Source organism: Streptomyces sp. NPDC031670 (assembly GCF_055580545.1).
Genome location: NZ_JBVILC010000006.1, coordinates 1 through 16,717, shown reverse-complemented (window position 1 = coordinate 16,717; position 16,717 = coordinate 1). Strand labels below are relative to the sequence as shown.

Here is a 16,717-nt window from a genome sequence, read left to right as displayed (position 1 = left end):
CACGCCCGGCGGTCACCCGTCTGCCGGAGCCACGTCCCGCAGCAGCTGGGTGAAGGCCGCCTCGTCGATGACCGGGGTGCCGAACGCCTTCGCCTTGACGGTCTTGGAGGTCGCCGAGTCCGGGTCGTTGGTCACCAGCAGGCTGGTGAGCCGCGAGACGCTGCTCGCCACGTGCAGCCCGGCCTCGGTCGCGCGGTCCTCCAGGAGGTCGCGGTCGATGGAGGTGTCACCGGAGAACGCCACCCGCATGCCCTGCTTGAGCGGTTTGTCCGCTTCGTAGCGACCGGGGTTGGGGTACGGGCACGCCGGCCGCTTGCGCGCGGGCCGCCAGCTCGAACTCCGTCCGTACGGCCCCGTCGCCTGGTAGCCGATGCGCGGGGCCGCCGGGCCGTCCGACCACTCGGTGAGCGGGCGGCATTCGAGCAGCGGCAGCCGCGCCCCCACCCGCGCCGCCTGGTGCAGGCTCGGGCGGAACGCCTCGGCCAGCACGCGCGCGTCGTCCAGCGCGTGGTGCGCGCGCTGCTGCACCACTCCGTAGTGCGCGGCCAGCGACTCCAGTTTGTGGTTGGGCAGCGGCAGCGCCAGCTCCTTGGAGAGCGCGATGGTGCACAGCCGCTGGCGCACCGGCGCCGCGCTCTTCGCCCGTGCGTACTCCCGCGCGATCATCTGCCAGTCGAAGATCGCGTTGTGCGCGACCAGGACCCGCCCGTCCAGCCGCTCGGCGAACTCCCCGGCGATGTCCGGGAAGAGCGGCGCGCCCGCGAGGACGTCGGTGGTCAGGCCGTGGATCCACACCGGACCCGGATCACGCTCGGGGTTCACCAGCGTGTACCAGTGGTCCTCGACATTGCCCTGGGCGTCCAGGCGGTAGACGGCGGCAGAGATTATCCGGTCGTCGCGGGCGAGGCCGGTGGTCTCCACGTCGACGACCGCGTACCCCTGCGGGTAGGCGGCCGGCCACGTGGCTGCTGCTGTCGTACGGTCGTCGAGCATGGTCACAGAGAATACGGGTCCGCACTGACAGTCCGACCGGCGCCCGTCAACGCGGCTGTGCGAGCAGGCCGTCCACGAGGGCCCGCACCGAGGCGGCGAACAGCCGTTCCGCGTCCGGCGGCCGGGCCAGCGCGCGGGCGAGCTCCGGGTCCTGCCCGGCGGGCGCGGTGTGCCAGAGCTCCTCCTCGCCGGGGTGCTGGGCCGGGGCGCGTTCGCGGTAGCGCTCGACCAGGACATGGCCGACGACCTGGAACTGGACGGCCCGCACCACCCGCGCGGCCGAGGTCCCGCGCAGCCCGGCCGTGTGCACCTCGTGGACCAGCGCCTGCTGGGCGGGGAGGAACATCCGCTCGGTCAGGCCGCGTTCGTGGACCATCGCGATCAGATGGGGGCGCGCGCGCAGCTCCCGGCGCAGCGCCGTGGCGACCGAGACGATACGGGCGGCCGGGGTGCGCCCGCGCGGCCGGATCTCGCCCAGCTCCCGCACGGTCCGCTCGACGAGCGCGTCGAGCAGCGACTCGCGGTTGCCGACGTGCCAGTAGATCGAGGTGACCGCGGTGCCGAGCTCCGCCGCCAGCTTGCGCATGGTCAGGGCGGCCGGGCCGTGCTGTCTGACCAGGGCCCCGGCCGCCACCAGGATCTCCTCACGGCTCAGAGACGTACGCGTCACTGCCCGCGCCTCCCAACTCCGGTTCCCGCACGGCTCTTTACCCTTCATCGGGCTCGGTGTAACTGTGTTACAAACCCGGGGGACCCGCACTGCGAGGCACGACCCAGGAAGGGTGGTACGCCATGGCACGCGTACGGTACGGCGCGCGGACCGAGGATGAGATCCGGGCCGCGCGCACCGCGAGCTCACGTCTCCCCGACATCTGGTCCACCGGTGTGGTGGCCGTCTGGGAGAGCGACCCCGACGCGGTGGCGGCCGTGCTGCCGCCGCCGCTCAAGCCCGCCGGGGATTCACTCGTACGGGCCAATATCAGCCGGGTCGACCTGCCCGGCCATCCGCTCGGCGCGGGCTCCGTGGCGGTCTCGGCCGTGCACGACGGGCAGCCCGGCTGGTATCCGCTGGTGATGCCGATGACCCATGAGCGGGCGCTGATCGGCGGCCGGGAGGTGTTCGGCGAGCCGAAGAAGCTCGGCGAGGTCACCGTCGAGCGCGACGGCCTGGTCGTACGGGCCGCGCTCGCCCGGCACGGCATCGCCTTCGTGGAGGTGCGCGGCGCGGTCGACCGGGCGCTGCCGCTGCCGGAGCCGGCCGAGAAGGTCGACTTCTACTTCAAGTTCCTGCCCGCCGTGGACGGCGAGGGCTTCGACGCGGACCCGGTGCTGGTGCACTGCGTACGCAACGAGAAGGTCCGCAGACTGGAGCGGATCACCGGCGACGTGGTGCTGCGCGAGTCCATGTACGACCCCGTGGCGGACCTGCCCGTGCGCCGCGTCGTGGAGATCACGATCGGCGAGAAGACCACCGACCAGCGGGGCCGGGTGGCGGAACGGGTCAGCGCGCGCGACCTGTTGCCGTACATCCACCAGCGCTACGACGACCCGGCCCAGATCCTCGACGGACCGCCCGCGGGGAGCGTGTGATGCGCCTCGCCGAGGGACAGGTCGCCGTCGTCACCGGCGCGGCGAGCGGGATCGGGCTCGCCCTGGCCCGCCGGTTCGCCGCCGAGGGGCTGCGGGTGGTCCTCGCGGACGTCGAGGAGGCGGCCCTGGAGAAGGCGGCCGGGGAACTGCGCGCTGAGGGGGCGAGAGTCCACGCGCGCGTGGTAGATGTCTCTGAACGCGCGTCCGTACAGGAGCTCGCGGACGCGGCGTACGACACGTTCGGCGCCGTCCACGTCCTGTGCAACAACGCGGGCGTCGGCTCGGGCGCCGAGGGACGCATGTGGGAGCACGAGGTCAACGACTGGAAATGGGCCTTCGCCGTCAACGTGTGGGGCGTCTTCCACGGCATCCAGGCGTTCGTCCCCCGCATGATCGCCTCCGGTGAGCCCGGCCACGTCGTCAACACCTCCTCCGCCGACGGAGGGATCGCGCCGCTGCCCACCGCGTCCGTGTACGCGGTCACCAAGGCCGCCGTCGTCACCATGACCGAGTCGCTGTACGCGCATCTGAAGGCCGAGCACGCGCGCGTGGGCGCGTCCGTGCTCTTCCCCGGCCCGCACATGCTGCGCACCGGACTGTGGGAGTCGCACCGCAACCGCCCCGCCCGGTACGCCAAGGAGCGCCCGCGCAGGGCGCCCTACCGCAGCCTCGGCCAGTGGGAGACGGCGATGCGGGAGGCCGGGCACGAGGTCGCGTTCACCCCCGTCGAGGAGGTCGCCGCGACGGTCGTCGACGGCATCGCCGCCGACCGCTTCTGGATGCTCCCGCCGAGCGAGCACAGCGACCGGCAGATCAGGGCGAGGGCGCGCTCGATGCTGGACCGGTCCGCCCCGTCGTACCTGGAGAGCTTCATCCTGGACTGAGGGACAGAGGAATCCGCCATGCCGCAGAACAGCACCCACGAAGGCGAGCACCACGAGCCCTATCTGATCATCTCCTCCGACTGCCACGCCGGGCTCCCCACCGAGCGGTACCGGCCCTACCTCGACTCCCGCTTCCACCGGGACTTCGACGACTTCCTCGACGGGCGCGAGCGCCGCCGTGAGGAGATGACCCGGCTCGGCGTCCGCAACGAGGCCTTCGCCGAGAAGTGGTTCGCCGACAACGAGGAGGGCCTCCAGGGCGGCTGGGACGCCGCCCGCCGGCTCAAGGAGCTCGACGGGGACGGGGTGGCCGCAGAGGTCGTCTTCCCCGACGCGGACGCCGTCGACAGCCGCACCGCCGCGCCCTTCGGTGTCGGTCTCGGCCTCTCCGGCGACCAGGACCCCGACCTCGGCATGGCGGGCGCCCAGGCGCACAACCGCTGGCTCGCCGAGTTCGTCGGCGGGGACGCCGACAACGCGGCACGGCACTGCGGGGTGGCCCTGCTGCCGGTGACCGCAGACGTCGACCGGGTGGTCGCGGAGATCCACCGGGCCAGGGAGTCCGGGCTCGGCGCGCTGATGATCCCCTCGATGTGGGTGGACAAGGCCCCCTACCACGACCGCCGTTACGACCCCGTCTGGGCGGCAGCTGCCGAGACCGCGATGCCGGTCCTCACCCACTCCGGCGCCGCGCCCCGCCACGAGTACGGCGACCACCTCGGCATCTACGTCAGCGAGGTCACCTGGTGGCCCGCCCGGCCGCTGTGGTTCCTGCTCTGGTCCGGCGTCTTCGAGCGCCACCCCGGGCTGCGCTTCGGGGTGGCGGAGTCGGGCTGCTGGTGGCTGCCAAACCTGCTGTGGTTCATGGACCGGCTCTATCTGGGCGCGCACGGCGGCAAGAAGCTCTCGCCGTTCGCCGAACTCAAGCGCCCGCCCAGCGAGTACCTGGACCGCCAGATCTTCGTCTGCGCCACCAACACCAAGCGGCGCGAACTGGCCCAGCGCTACGAGATCGGCGTCGACAACATCCTCTGGGGCTCCGACTTCCCGCACCCCGAGGGCACCTGGCCGCACACCCGGGAGTGGCTGCGCAGAACGTTCCACGACATCCCGGTCAGCGAGACGCGCCGGATGCTGGGCCTCGCGGCGGCGGAGGTCTTCGGCTTCGACACCGCGAAGCTGGCCCCGCTGGCCCGCCGCATCGGCCCGACCCCGGCCGAACTCGGGCAGAGCGAGGACCAGTCGGCCGTCGAGGCGTCCTGGGCGCGCTCGCGGGAGGTGGGGCGCCACTGGCTGACCGACCACGACTTCCCGGCCCTGGGGGTGTCATGAACGCCGACCGCTACACGGTGATCTCCGCCGACTGCCACGCGGGCGCCGACCTCCTCGACTACAAGCCGTACCTGGAGAAGCGGTACCACGACGACTTCGACGCCTGGGCCGCCACCTACGTCAACCCGTACGAGGACCTGCTCGCCGACACCGCCGACCGCAACTGGAACTCCGCCCGCCGACTGGCCGAGCTGGAGGCGGACGGGATCGTCGCGGAGGTGGTGTTCCCCAACACCATCCCGCCGTTCTTCCCCTCCGCCTCCCTGCTGGCGCCCGCGCCCACCCGGGCGGAGCTGGAGCAGCGGTGGGCCGGGCTGCGGGCGCACAACCGCTGGCTGGCCGACTTCTGCGCGCTGGCGCCGGGCCGCCGGGCGGGCGTCGCGCAGATCCTGCTGGGTGACGTCGACGCGGCGGTGGCGGAGGTCCACCGGACCAAGGAGGCGGGCCTGACCGGCGGCATCCTGCTCCCCGGCGCCCCGCCCGGCTCGGGCCTGCCCGAGCTGTACTCGGACGTGTACGACCCGATCTGGGCGGCCTGCGCGGACCTCGGCGTACCGGTCAACCACCACGGCGGCTCCGCGTCGCCGCCGCTGGGGGAGGAGCCCGCCGCCCGGGCCGTCTTCATGGTCGAGACGACCTGGTTCTCGCACCGCGCGCTGTGGCACCTCATCTTCGGCGGCGCCTTCCGCCGCCACCCGGCGCTGAAACTGATCCTCACCGAGCAGGGCTCCGGCTGGATCCCCGGGGTGATCGACATGCTCGACTACTACCACGAGCGCCTGGTGTCGGCGGCGACCCGGGCGGCCACCGCGGAGTCCAAGTTCGGCGCCGGCCTGGCCGAGTCCATGGGCAAGGGCCCCAGCCGTGTCTGGCGCGAGAACTGCTACGTCGGCGCCAGCTTCATGCGCCCCCACGAGGTGCCCCTGCGCGACCGGATCGGCCTCGACAAGATCATGTGGGGCAGCGACTACCCGCACGACGAGGGCACCACCCCATACTCCCGCGAAGGCCTGCGGATCGCCTACGCCGGACTGCCGCCGGAGGAGGTGGCCGCCATGGTGGGCGGCAACGCGGCCCGCGTCTACGGCTTCGACCTGTCGCTCCTGGACCCGATCGCGGCGGAGGTGGGCCCGACCGTGGAGGAGATCGCCGAGCCGCTGAAGGAGATCCCGGCGGACGCGACGAGCCCGGTGTTCGCGCGGGGCGGGTCGGTACGGGTGTGGTGAGGCGGGGGGTGAGACCCTTCGCCGCATGACGGAAGCGGAGACGGCCGAGGGCCACGACGAGGCCCACCGGGGCGGCCTCGGAACACGCCTGAACTGGCTGCGGGCGGCGGTCCTGGGCGCCAACGACGGCATCGTGTCCACGGCGGGCCTCGTCGTCGGCGTGGCCGGCGCGACGGAGGAGCGCTCCGCCCTGCTGACGGCCGGCCTCGCGGGCCTGCTCGCGGGCTCGATGTCGATGGCGGCGGGCGAGTACGTCTCCGTGTCCACCCAGCGCGACTCCGAGAAGGCCGCGCTGGCGATGGAGCGGCGCGAGCTGAGGGAGGAGCCGGAGGCCGAACTCGACGAGCTGACCGGCCTGTTGGAGGACCGCGGCCTCAGCGCCGAACTGGCGCGGGAGGCGGCGGAGCAGCTCACCGAGCGCGACGCCCTGCGCGCCCACGCGCGCGTGGAGCTCGGCATCGACCCCGACGAACTGGCCAACCCCTGGCACGCGGCGGGCGCCAGCTTCCTGGCCTTCACCGCAGGCGCGCTGCTCCCGCTCCTGGCCATCGTCCTGCCCCCGTCCCCGGTCCGCCTGTACGTGACGGTCGGCTCGGTCCTGGCCGCCCTGACCCTGACGGGCTGGTGGAGCGCCCGCCTGGGCTCCGCGCCGGTGGGGGCGGCGGTGCTGCGGAACGTGGGCGGGGGTGCGGTGGCGATGGGGGTTACGTATGCGGCGGGGGTGGCGTTGGGGGCGGCGGGGGTTTGAGGGGGGTCAGGGGCGGGTGCGGGTTCGGCGTAGGCGTTCTGGGGGGATGCGGTCGGCGCCGATGAGGGGCATGTCGTCGGGAACCTGAAGGGTGAGACCGGGCAGGTCGGCCAGAGGCGAGAGGTCGAGCGGGGCTCCCGTGGCTGCCCCGAAGACAGAGACTCTGCTCAACCGGGGCAGTTCACGCAACGGGCCCAAGCCGTCCGGGAGTGTGCAGTCGCCCAAGGACAGGCTCTGGAGCCGAGTGGCGTTGGTGAGTGTGCCCAGATCGAGAGGATCGAGCTGGCGCAGGCCCAGGTAGGTCAGCCGTCCGAGCACGTCTGGCATCCCGCATAGTTCTCGTAGCTGCGACTGCCCAGCGAGTGTCAGTTCGGTGAGGAGCGGCCAGCGGTCGATCCCGTCGAGACTCGCGTAGCGGATCTGGCGCTGAAGCACCAGGGTGGTCAACCGAGGGCCCAGGGGCAGTTCGCGAAGACTCTCGATGAGCGCGGGATGGCCGATCGAAACGGCTGTGAGGTCGTCAGCCTCCCGAAGGGGTGCCAGGCAGAGGTCGGGATGGAGCATGGTGAGGGCGATGCGTTCAAGTCCTGGCCTGGCGACCGGTGTCAGATCCCGCACCAACGAACACCGGTTCAGGTGCAGCCACTTCAGCTGCGGAAGCGATGCCAGGGGGCTGAGATCGGTGAGATCGAGGTTGCCGTAGAGAGAGACTCGTTCCACTTCCGGGACCTCGACCAGCGGGGTGAGATCCGCGTGGCTGCCGGTCAAATAAACGAGACGAACCTGAGGCACCAGCCGCAGGGCCTTGAGCTGCTCCTGCGTCGTGGCGGTCAGAAACACCTCGTCCCAAGCCCCCGCCGCCAGCACCTCGCGCGCGTACTCCTCCGTGTCGAACGCCCCCCAGGCGCTGGAGACCTGCTCGGCGACACGCCACCTCCCGTCGCCCCGGAACCGGGAGATCACCTCCAAGGCCGCATCCCCCCTGATCGCCGCAGCCGTCCGCACCACCGCCCCCGCCTCGTACTCATCAAGCCCCTCCGGTCCGGGGAGCAGCCCCAGCACCAGCTCCCCCACCTTCGCCAGCTCCTCCGCGTCGTCCAGACAACGCGGCGGCAGCAGCTCCCGTGTCCGGGACTGGACCGACTCGCGGGCCGCCGGGTCCAGTTCGGGTGCGTGCTCCAGGCACGCCGCCGCCAGCAGCACCAGCCGGTGGCGCAGCTTCGGTGCCCGGTCGGCACGCCGGAGCAACTGCTTGAGCAGACGGGCGCGTTCGTCCGCGCGCGCGTGGCCCACCGCCATCTGGACCACGTCGTCCCAGGTGTCGTCGTGCGCGTTGGCCGCGAGCACACCGAAGTCGCGGGACTCCACCGCCGCCTTCGCGCCCAGGTAGTCCTGGAAGGTGCGGTGCACGAACCCGACCGTCCCGGGGGCCGGTTCGCGCAGCAGGCCGCTGCGGATCAGCAGATGCGCGAAGACCTGCTCCGGAGTACCCCGTACCTGCGGCATCGCGGTGAGCCAGTCGGCGATCATCTCCCTGGCCTCGCCCTGCTCGGCCTCGACCTGGGCGTTGCGGATCAGCCAGTACGCCAGGCGCTGGAGGAGCGCGGTCTGCTCCTCGCGGGTCAGCTCGACCCCCTCCACGCCCGCGATCTCACGTTCCGTGTCCCGCCGTACGAGCAGCATGTCCAGGGCCGCGTCGTACAGCTCCTTCCTGGCGCGCGGCAGCTGCATCCGGCGGTCCCGGTTGAGCGCGCACAGCAGGGCGCACATCAGCGGGTTGGTGGCCAGCCGGCCCAGGTCGCGGCGGCTGCCGACGGCCTGCCGCAGGGACGTCTCGTACGTGGCGAGCCGCGCGCGTTCGGCGGGGCCCAGGCACTCGCCGCGCGCGGCGTCGTGCCAGTGGCCGACGAAGGTGCGGATGTCGTCGCGGTCCATCGGCAGCAGCGAGTGGGCCGCGAAGTCCTGCCGGGAGAGCCAGTCCACGGGCACCGCGGAGGGGCGGGTGGTGACGACGTACCGGGCGTGGGGGAAGGCGGCGATCAGGGACTTCAGCCAGGCCTCGGTGCGGTGGCGCAGCCGTACGGGGACCTCGTCCACGCCGTCCACCAGTACGAGGCCGCGGCCCTCCGCGAGCACCTGCTCCGCCCAGCCGGCGGGCGCCGCCCCGTGCAGCGGCACCCCGGCCGCCCGCAGGAACTCGTGGGGCAGGGGGAGTGCGTCGGCCTGGGTGAAGGCGCGCAGCCGCAGCACGAAGGGGACGCAGCGGTTCCAGTCCGCCAGCTCGCCGGTGAAGGTGCGCCGGGCCGCGTTGAGGGCCAGCCACTGCACCAGGGTGCTCTTGCCGGAACCGGCGGGGCCCCGCAGCACCAGCCGGTCGGCTCCCGCGAGCGCCTGCTCGGCCCTGACCGCGGCCTGGTCGCCCCGGGCCGGGCCGAAGTCCGCGCGCTCCCCGCTCACCGCGAGGCTGATGTAGGCCGTGTCGAGCGCCCACTCGCCGCGCGAGCGTCCCAGGGTCAGCCCGAACAGCTCCAGCCGCCCGTGCGTCTCGGTCACATAGGCCGCGTACCGCTCCTCGAAGCTCAGGGCCGCCGCCTGTGGTCGCGGGCCGAGCCGGTCGCGTACGTCCGTCATCAGAGCGTGCGTCCGCCCCGCCGCGCGCGCCTGCTCCACCGCCGCCCGGGCGGCGAACGCGGGGTGCGCGGTCAGCTGCTCGACCACATGGGCGCAGCAGAGCCCCAGCAGCTCGTCGTAGAGCGCCTCGCCCGGACCCGGGTGCGGGCGGCGGAGCCCGGCCCGCAGCCGCTCGGGGTCCAGGCCGAGGGAGAACAGGTATGCCGGAGTGAGCTCGCCCGCCGCCGCGAACGCGTCCGCCACGGCCTCGGCCGCCGCCGTCCGCTCGTGCTCCGGCAGTGCGCCGTACGCGTCGGCGAGGCGCCGCCCCAGGACCTTCGCCAGCCGCTCCGGGGAGGCGGGCCGCGGCAGCGGGCGGACGGGAGCGGCCACCAGGCCCGCGCCGGGCCTCGGGCTCAGGAGCGACTTGGCGACGGTGGAGGCCACCGTCCCGGCCAGCCGTAAGAACGCGACTTCCATGCCTGACACGGCGGTTGACCTCCCCAGGGCCCGGAGGAGGGAATCCTACGCCGGTGGCGGCGCCGGCCGCCGGGTGATCCGCGGGCCTCTCGGCGGGCGGCCACCGGCGGCACAGGCGTACGGTGAGAGACGGACTCCCCGTACGGCCGTTTCCGTACGCACCCCGACTGACCAGCAAGGATCTGCCCCATGCGCGCCACCGTCATCCACGCCCCCCACGACATCCGGGTGGAGGACGTGCCCGACCCCGTGGTCCAGTTCCCCACCGACGCGGTCGTGCGGGTGCTGCGGGCCTGTATCTGCGGCAGCGACCTGTGGGCCTACCGGGGCGAGTCCGCACGGCAGCCCGGGCAGCGCATCGGGCACGAGTTCCTCGGTGTGGTCGAGGAGGCGGGCCCGGAGGTGACCGGGTTCCGGACCGGGGACCTGGTGGTCGCGCCCTTCGTGTGGTCCGACGGCTCGTGCGAGTACTGCGCCGAGGGGCTCCAGACGTCCTGCCCGCAGGGCGGCTTCTGGGGCTCGGTGGGCTCCGACGGCGGCCAGGGCGAGGCGGTCAGGGTGCCGTTCGCCGACGGCACGCTGGTGCGGCTGCCCGCCGACGCGGCCTCCGACGAGCGCCTGCTCACCGCCCTGCTCGCCCTCTCCGACGTGCTCGGCACCGGCCACCACGCGGCCGTCGGCGCCGGGGTGCGGCGCGGCTCCACGGTCGCCGTCGTCGGGGACGGGGCCGTCGGCCTCTGTGGAGTCCTGGCCGCCCGGCGGCTCGGCGCCGAGCGGATCATCGCCCTCGGGCGCCATCAGGCCCGTACCGACATCGCGCGGATCTTCGGCGCCACGGACATCGTCGCCGAGCGCGGCGAGGCCGCCGTCGACGCCGTGCGCGAGCTGACCCGGGGCCAGGGCGCGCACGCGGTGATCGAGGCGGTCGGCACCGAGCAGTCGATGCGCACGGCCGTGGAGATCACCCGCGACGGCGGCGCCATCGGGTACGTGGGCGTCCCGCACGGCAGCGGCACCGGTCTCGACCTGAGCGTGATGTTCGACCGCAACATCGCGCTGCGCGGCGGCGTCGCCCCGGTCCGCGCCTACATCCCCGAGCTGCTCCCGGACGTCCTGTCCGGCGCCGTCGACCCCTCCCCGGTCTTCGACCTCACGGTCGGCATCGACGGGGTCCCGGGCGGCTACCAGGCGATGGACGAGCGCACGGCCCTGAAGGTGCTGATCAAGCCGTAGCGCGGCCCGCCGGGGCCGGGCGGCCTCCCGCCCGGCCCCGGTGCGTCCTAGCGCACCGCGCGGAGGGCGTTGACGATCCCCGCCCCGTAGAACCCGCTGTGGTGCCTGCCGCCCGCGCAGACCGCGTCCGCCTTGCCGTCGCCGTCGATGTCGTACGGGACGGGGCAGGCGGTCGGGTCCGCGCCCTCCTTCAGGAGTTCCTTGATCTTCCAGGCGGGCGCGTGCGGGTGCGCCGACTTGAGGAGCGCGGCCACGCCCACCACGTGCGGGGTCGCCATCGAGGTGCCCGCCATGTACGCCCACTTGCCGCCGGGCACCGGGCCGAGGATCAGCCCGCTGGTGGCCGGGGCCTGCGGCGGCTGGTAGGCCGTGGAGTCGCCGCCCGGCGCCGCCACGTCGATCACGCCCAGGCCGTAGTTGGAGAACGAGGACTTCAGGCCCTTGGCCCCGGTCGCGGCGACCGTGACGACCCCCGGCAGCTGGGTGGGGATGTCGAGGCAGGTGCGCGGGTCGACCGTCCGGTCGCCCGGGGTGGAGTCGTTGGGGCTGGCCGGGTCGGTGATCGAGTCGGCCGCGAGGTCGTAGCTCTCGTTGCCGGCCGCCGCCACATTGACCGTGCCCCGGGACTCGGCGTACCGGCTCGCCCGAGTGATCGCCTCGACCAGCGCCTTCTGGTCCGGGTCGGTCTTGCAGTTGAAGTACCAGGGGTCGGTGTAATAGCTGTTGTTGGTGACGTCGATGCCGTGGTCGGCGGCCCACATGAAGCCGCAGACGACGGCCTCCGTATAGAAGAAGCTGCCACCCTGGGTGGAGACCTTGATCGCGGCGACCTTCACTCCGGGCGCCACGCCGGTGACACCGACGCCGTTCTTCGCCGCGGCTATCTCCCCCGCGACATGGGTGCCGTGCGGGGAGCCGCCGGTGGTGAACGGCCGCCAGGCTCCGTCGGTGGTGTCCGGCTTCCCGCCGATGCAGCTCACCGACTTGGAGCGGTCGAAGTTGGGCGCGATGTCCGGGTGGGTGTCGTCCACGCCGGTGTCGATGACGCCCACGGTCACCCGTGAGCTGCCCAGGGTCTTCTCGTGCGCCTTGTCGGCCTTGATGGCCTTCAGGTCCCACTGGAGCGGCTCCAGCGGGTCCTCGCCCGCCGTCGCCCCGGCGCTCGCGGCCCGGACCTCCTCGGCGCTGAGCTCCCTGGGCGTGCCGACGTCGGTGGTCGTCTGCGCGGGCAGCGGCGCGGTCCGGGTCGCCCCGGCCGACTCCACACCCCGTACCGCCCGCATGGCCTGCGCGAAGCCGGGGGCGGCGGAGTGGGCGACGATCACGCCGATCCGGTCGTAGGACTGGACGACCGTGCCCCCGGCCGCCGTGATCGCCCTTCTGACCTTGTCGGCGTGCCCGTATCCCTTACGGAGGTTGACGACATAGCTGAGCGAGGAGGCCTCGGCAGGGACGGCCTGCGCGGCGCCGCCGCCGGGCGCGGCCGACGCGGTGCCCGGCAGGACCGCGAGCGCGGCGGCGGTCGCCATCACCACGGAGACGGCGAGGGCGCGGTTCTTGCGGGAGAGGTGCGTACGGGAGAGGTGCGACGTCATGGGTTCTCCATGTGACTGACGGATGTCTCGGTACGTACGGGAAGGAACTCCGCGGCGGGCGCGACCGCTGGGGGCCGCGCCCGCCGGTCGTCGTGCTACTCGGTGACCGCGCTCAGCGCGTTGACGACGCCGTGGCCGTAGAAGCCGTTGACGTGCCTGCCGCCCTCACAGGTGGAGTCCTGGACACCGTTGCCGTCCGGGTCGTACAGACCGGTGGGGCAGCCGGGGTTGACGGCCTGCTCCTTGAGCATCTCCCGCAGGTCGGCCGGGGACGCCCAGCGGTGCTTGGACTTCAGCAGCGCGGCGACGCCGACGACGTGCGGGGTGGCCATGGACGTGCCCTGCTTGTAGCCGTACTGGCCGCCCGGCAGCGTCGCCAGGATGCGCCCGTTCTTGTCCGGGGTGTCCGGGATCTGGTACTTGTCCCCGCCGGGCGCCGCCACGTCGATCTGGCCGAGGCCGTAGCTGGAGTAGTACGACTTGACGTTCCGCACGCCGGTCGCCGAGACCGTGACCACACCCGGCAACTGGGCGGGGATGTCCGGGCACTTGGCCGGGTCCACGGTCACCGTCGGGTGCGGGGCGGGCTGGTCGTCCGGGCTGGTGGTGTCGGTGAGGGCGTGCTTGGAGAGGTCGAAGTTCTCGTTGCCGGCCGCCGCCACGTTCAGGACGCCCTTGTGCTCGGCGTACTTGCTGGCCCGGGTCACCGCGTCGAGCAGGGCCTTCTGGTCCGGGTCGCTCTTGCAGTTGAAGTACCAGGGGTCCACGTAATAGCTGTTGTTGGTGATGTCGATGTGGTGCTCGGCGGCGAAGACGAACCCGCAGACCACCGCCTCGGTGAAGAACAGCCCGCTGCCCTGCTCGGCGACCTTGATCCCCGCGACCTTCACCCCGGGTGCGACGCCCGCGACGCCGATCCCGTTGCGGGCCGCGGCGATCTCGCCCGCGACATGCGTCCCGTGGTCGCTGCCGCCCACGTACGGCCGCCAGGCGCCCGGCGAGGTGTCGGCGACACCGCCCACGCAGTTGGCCGACTGGGAGGCGGAGAAGTTGGGGGCGAGGTCCGGATGGGTGTCGTCGACCCCGGTGTCGATGACGCCGACGGTGACCCGGCGGCTGCCCGGGTAGATCTTGGCGGCCTTGTCGGCGCCGATCGCCCGCAGGTCCCACTGGTTGGCCTCCAGCGGCTCCTGACCGGGCGCGGCAGCCGCCTTCGCCTTCGCGGCCTCGGCCGGGGTGAGGGCCTGGGTGGTGCCCTCCTCGGTGGTGGCCTGCGCCGTCAGCGGCGTGGTGCGGGTGGCACCGGCCGAGGAGACGCCCCTGGCCCGGCGTATCTCCTGCGCGAACGCGGGGTTGGTGGAGTGTGCGACGACCACGCCTATCCGGTCGTAACTGACGACGACCGTGCCGCCCGCCTTCGCTATCGCGTTGCGCACCCGGGCCGAAGTGCCGTGTCCGCCCGTGGTGTTGACGACGTACGACAGGTTCGGTCCGTCGGCGGCCGGGGCGGGCGCGGCCGAGGCCGTGGCCGTCGGGAGGAAGCCGAGCGAGGCCGTGAGCGCCAGGCCGGCGGGGAGCGCGAGGGCCCGCCGCCGTCCGGATCCCAGATGAGCCATGGGTTCTCCACATCATCCGTGAGAGCCGTCCACCCGCGGGTCACGAGTGGACGGGTACATGACCAGCGAAGCTATCGCTGATCATGCGGGCCCATCAATGAATTCGGGCGGGTTGCTCCGAGAACATCGCACCGGACGCCGCCGCGCACGGCCAGGGCACCCGTCCGTGCGGCGGTCCCGGAGAAAAACGGCCGGTCTGAACCGAGTCGCGACGGCCTCCGTGCCGTTGTCAGGGGGACCGCCATCACCCGTCCCCGACAGTGAGGTCCCCCTTGCCGTCCATCCCCACCGCACCCGCATCACGAGGAGACTCCGTGGCCACCGACGTGCCACCGCCCGAAAGCGGTATCGACACGCACCCCGCCCAGCCCCCCACCCACAAGTTCGTCGAGATGCAGGCGAGCGAGGAGTTCGCCGAACTGCGCCGCACCCACCGCCGGTTCGCGTTCCCGCTCACCGTCGCCTTCATCGCCTGGTACCTGCTGTACGTCCTGCTGTCCAACTACGCGGGCGGTTTCATGGGCCACAAGCTGTTCGGCAACATCAACGTGGCCCTGGTCTTCGGCCTCGCCCAGTTCCTCACCACCTTCCTCATCGCCTGGTTCTACGCGCGCTACGCCGCCACCAAGCTCGACCCCCGCGCCCAGGCCATCAAGTCCCGCATGGAGGCCGACGCATGAGCGCCCCCTACAGCCACCTCCCGCTCGCGGCGACCGCCACCAGCGAACACCGGCCACTGATCATCACCCTGTTCGCGGTGTTCGTCGTCGCGACCCTGGTCATCACCGTCTGGGCGGGCCGTCAGACCAGGAGCGCGGCCGACTTCTACGCGGGCGGCCGGCAGTTCACCGCCTTCCAGAACGGCCTGGCGGTCTCCGGCGACTACATGTCCGCCGCGTCCTTCCTCGGCATCGCCGGCGCCATCGCGCTCTTCGGCTACGACGGCTTCCTCTACTCCATCGGCTTCCTGGTCGCCTGGCTGGTGGCCCTGCTCCTGGTCGCCGAGCCGCTGCGCAACTCCGGCCGCTACACCATGGGCGACGTCCTCGCCTACCGGATGCGCCAGCGGCCCGTACGGACGGCGGCCGGCACCTCCACCATCGTCGTCTCGATCTTCTACCTGCTGGCGCAGATGGCGGGCGCGGGTGTGCTGGTCTCGCTGCTGCTCGGCATCACCAGCGACGCGGGCAAGGTCCTCATCGTCGCCCTGGTCGGCGTCCTCATGATCGTGTACGTGACGATCGGCGGGATGAAGGGCACCACCTGGGTCCAGATGGTCAAGGCGGTCCTGCTCATCGCGGGCACCATCCTGATCACCTTCCTGATCCTGCTGAAGTTCGACTTCAACCTCTCCGACCTGCTCGGCAAGGCCGCCGAGAACAGCGGCAAGGGCAGCGCCTTCCTGGAGCCGGGCCTCAAGTACGGCAAGACCGGCACCTCCAAGCTCGACTTCATCTCGCTCGGCCTCGCCCTGGTGCTCGGCACCGCGGGACTGCCGCACATCCTGATCCGCTTCTACACCGTCCCCACCGCCAAGGCCGCCCGTAAGTCGGTGAACTGGGCGATCGGCATCATCGGCGCCTTCTACCTGATGACGATCGTGCTCGGCTTCGGCGCGGCGGCCCTGCTCAAGCCGGGTGACATCATCGCCTCCAACCCGGCGGGCAACACCGCCGCGCCCCTGGCGGCCCTGGAGATCGGCGGCGGCAGCGGCTCCAACGGCGGCGCGATCCTGCTCGCGGTGATCTCGGCGGTCGCCTTCGCCACCATCCTCGCGGTCGTCGCGGGCCTCACCCTCGCCTCCTCGTCCTCCTTCGCGCACGACATCTACGCCAACGTCATCCGGAAGGGGAAGGCGACCGAGAAGGAGGAGGTCAGGGCGGCGCGCTGGGCCACCGTCCTCATCGGGGCCGTCGCCATCGCGCTCGGCGCCTTCGCCCGCGATCTCAACGTCGCCGGCCTGGTGGCGCTCGCCTTCGCGGTCGCCGCCTCCGCCAACCTGCCGACCATCCTCTACAGCCTCTTCTGGAAGCGCTTCACCACCCAGGGCGCGCTGTGGTCGATCTACGGCGGCCTCACCACGGCGGTCGTGCTCGTGCTGTTCTCACCGGTCGTCTCCGGCAACCCCAAGACGTCGATGTTCAAGGGCATGGACTTCCACTGGTTCCCGCTGGAGAACCCCGGCCTGATCTCGATCCCCGTCGGCTTCCTGCTCGGCCTGATCGGATCGCTCCTGTCCAAGGAGGAGCCGGACGCCGGCAAGTACGCCGAGCTGGAGGTCAAGTCCCTCAGCGGAGTCGGCGCCCACTAGGGCACCGGCACGGGTACGGGCCGGGGGGGGGGGGGGGGGGGGGGGGGAACGGGGGGGGGGGGGGGGGGGGTGGAAAGGACACCACCATGTTTGGTCCCC

At 72.4% G+C, this 16,717-nt stretch carries 13 protein-coding genes; 8 read left to right on the top strand and 5 right to left on the bottom strand.

What is annotated here, in order from left to right; genetic code table 11:
* Positions 1-12 precede the first annotated feature (12 nt).
* Both ACZ5ID_RS13435 and ACZ5ID_RS13430 read right to left on the bottom strand, forming a co-directional pair.
* Positions 13-999, bottom strand: coding sequence for a DEDDh family exonuclease (locus ACZ5ID_RS13435; RefSeq protein WP_468896982.1), 987 nt, complete (start codon positions 997-999; stop codon positions 13-15).
* 40 nt (positions 1,000-1,039) lie between these two features.
* Positions 1,040-1,711 carry a TetR/AcrR family transcriptional regulator gene (locus tag ACZ5ID_RS13430; RefSeq protein WP_468896980.1) on the bottom strand — a complete coding sequence of 224 codons (672 nt, stop codon included), beginning with the start codon at positions 1,709-1,711 and terminating at the stop codon, positions 1,040-1,042.
* Positions 1,712-1,785: 74 nt separating this feature from the next.
* On the opposite strand from ACZ5ID_RS13430, the gene ACZ5ID_RS13425 reads away from it, so the two are divergent.
* The 5 genes from ACZ5ID_RS13425 to ACZ5ID_RS13405 are packed head-to-tail and all read left to right on the top strand — an operon-like array spanning position 1,786 to position 6,773.
* Entirely contained in the window at positions 1,786-2,583 is a 798-nt protein-coding gene (locus tag ACZ5ID_RS13425) for an acetoacetate decarboxylase family protein (protein WP_468896978.1), read from the top strand.
* Positions 2,583-3,467, top strand: a complete 885-nt coding sequence (locus ACZ5ID_RS13420) for an SDR family NAD(P)-dependent oxidoreductase (protein ID WP_468896976.1) — start codon at positions 2,583-2,585, stop codon at positions 3,465-3,467. Before ACZ5ID_RS13425 ends, ACZ5ID_RS13420 begins: the two co-directional genes overlap by 1 nt.
* 18 nt (positions 3,468-3,485) lie before the next feature.
* Positions 3,486-4,799, top strand: a complete 1,314-nt coding sequence (locus tag ACZ5ID_RS13415) for an amidohydrolase family protein (protein WP_468896974.1) — start codon at positions 3,486-3,488, stop codon at positions 4,797-4,799.
* Positions 4,796-6,025, top strand: coding sequence for an amidohydrolase family protein (locus ACZ5ID_RS13410; RefSeq protein ID WP_468896972.1), 1,230 nt, complete (start codon positions 4,796-4,798; stop codon positions 6,023-6,025). Before ACZ5ID_RS13415 ends, ACZ5ID_RS13410 begins: the two co-directional genes overlap by 4 nt.
* Before the next feature lie 25 nt (positions 6,026-6,050).
* The gene (locus ACZ5ID_RS13405) at positions 6,051-6,773 is read left to right on the top strand and encodes a VIT1/CCC1 transporter family protein (RefSeq protein ID WP_468896970.1); all 723 of its coding nucleotides are present in this window, start codon (positions 6,051-6,053) and stop codon (positions 6,771-6,773) included.
* Positions 6,774-6,779: 6 nt separating this feature from the next.
* On the opposite strand, the gene ACZ5ID_RS13400 is transcribed toward ACZ5ID_RS13405, so the two are convergent.
* A complete protein-coding gene (locus ACZ5ID_RS13400; RefSeq protein ID WP_468897484.1) occupies positions 6,780-9,863 on the bottom strand; it encodes an NACHT domain-containing protein in 3,084 nt (1,027 codons plus the stop codon).
* A 189-nt stretch (positions 9,864-10,052) separates the two neighbouring features.
* Here ACZ5ID_RS13400 and ACZ5ID_RS13395 point away from each other — a divergent pair, with 189 nt between their 5' ends.
* Positions 10,053-11,096, top strand: coding sequence for a zinc-dependent alcohol dehydrogenase family protein (locus tag ACZ5ID_RS13395; RefSeq protein WP_468896968.1), 1,044 nt, complete (start codon positions 10,053-10,055; stop codon positions 11,094-11,096).
* Positions 11,097-11,143: 47 nt separating this feature from the next.
* On the opposite strand, the gene ACZ5ID_RS13390 is transcribed toward ACZ5ID_RS13395, so the two are convergent.
* Positions 11,144-12,691, bottom strand: coding sequence for a S8 family serine peptidase (locus ACZ5ID_RS13390; RefSeq protein ID WP_468896966.1), 1,548 nt, complete (start codon positions 12,689-12,691; stop codon positions 11,144-11,146).
* Between the two features lie 95 nt (positions 12,692-12,786).
* Positions 12,787-14,307 carry a S8 family peptidase gene (locus tag ACZ5ID_RS13385; RefSeq protein ID WP_468896964.1) on the bottom strand — a complete coding sequence of 507 codons (1,521 nt, stop codon included), beginning with the start codon at positions 14,305-14,307 and terminating at the stop codon, positions 12,787-12,789.
* A 314-nt stretch (positions 14,308-14,621) separates the two neighbouring features.
* On the opposite strand from ACZ5ID_RS13385, the gene ACZ5ID_RS13380 reads away from it, so the two are divergent.
* Together ACZ5ID_RS13380 and ACZ5ID_RS13375 are read left to right on the top strand one after the other, a co-directional pair.
* The gene (locus ACZ5ID_RS13380; RefSeq protein ID WP_468896962.1) at positions 14,622-14,987 is read left to right on the top strand and encodes a DUF485 domain-containing protein; all 366 of its coding nucleotides are present in this window, start codon (positions 14,622-14,624) and stop codon (positions 14,985-14,987) included.
* Positions 14,984-16,618: a solute symporter family protein gene (locus tag ACZ5ID_RS13375; protein ID WP_468896960.1), complete on the top strand. Its 1,635-nt coding sequence runs from the start codon at positions 14,984-14,986 to the stop codon at positions 16,616-16,618. Before ACZ5ID_RS13380 ends, ACZ5ID_RS13375 begins: the two co-directional genes overlap by 4 nt.
* Positions 16,619-16,717 lie beyond the last annotated feature (99 nt).

What these genes read in the sequence shown, in the direction of transcription:
- ACZ5ID_RS13430 (WP_468896980.1), bottom strand. Translation starts at nt 1,711, where the DNA reads ATGAAGGGTAAAGAGCCGTGCGGGAACCGGAGTTGGGAGGCGCGGGCA.
- ACZ5ID_RS13425 (WP_468896978.1), top strand. Translation starts at nt 1,786, where the DNA reads ATGGCACGCGTACGGTACGGCGCGCGGACCGAGGATGAGATCCGGGCC.
- ACZ5ID_RS13420 (WP_468896976.1), top strand. Translation starts at nt 2,583, where the DNA reads ATGCGCCTCGCCGAGGGACAGGTCGCCGTCGTCACCGGCGCGGCGAGC.
- ACZ5ID_RS13415 (WP_468896974.1), top strand. Translation starts at nt 3,486, where the DNA reads ATGCCGCAGAACAGCACCCACGAAGGCGAGCACCACGAGCCCTATCTG.
- ACZ5ID_RS13410 (WP_468896972.1), top strand. Translation starts at nt 4,796, where the DNA reads ATGAACGCCGACCGCTACACGGTGATCTCCGCCGACTGCCACGCGGGC.
- ACZ5ID_RS13405 (WP_468896970.1), top strand. Translation starts at nt 6,051, where the DNA reads ATGACGGAAGCGGAGACGGCCGAGGGCCACGACGAGGCCCACCGGGGC.
- ACZ5ID_RS13400 (WP_468897484.1), bottom strand. Translation starts at nt 9,863, where the DNA reads ATGGAAGTCGCGTTCTTACGGCTGGCCGGGACGGTGGCCTCCACCGTC.
- ACZ5ID_RS13395 (WP_468896968.1), top strand. Translation starts at nt 10,053, where the DNA reads ATGCGCGCCACCGTCATCCACGCCCCCCACGACATCCGGGTGGAGGAC.
- ACZ5ID_RS13390 (WP_468896966.1), bottom strand. Translation starts at nt 12,691, where the DNA reads ATGACGTCGCACCTCTCCCGTACGCACCTCTCCCGCAAGAACCGCGCC.
- ACZ5ID_RS13385 (WP_468896964.1), bottom strand. Translation starts at nt 14,307, where the DNA reads ATGGCTCATCTGGGATCCGGACGGCGGCGGGCCCTCGCGCTCCCCGCC.
- ACZ5ID_RS13375 (WP_468896960.1), top strand. Translation starts at nt 14,984, where the DNA reads ATGAGCGCCCCCTACAGCCACCTCCCGCTCGCGGCGACCGCCACCAGC.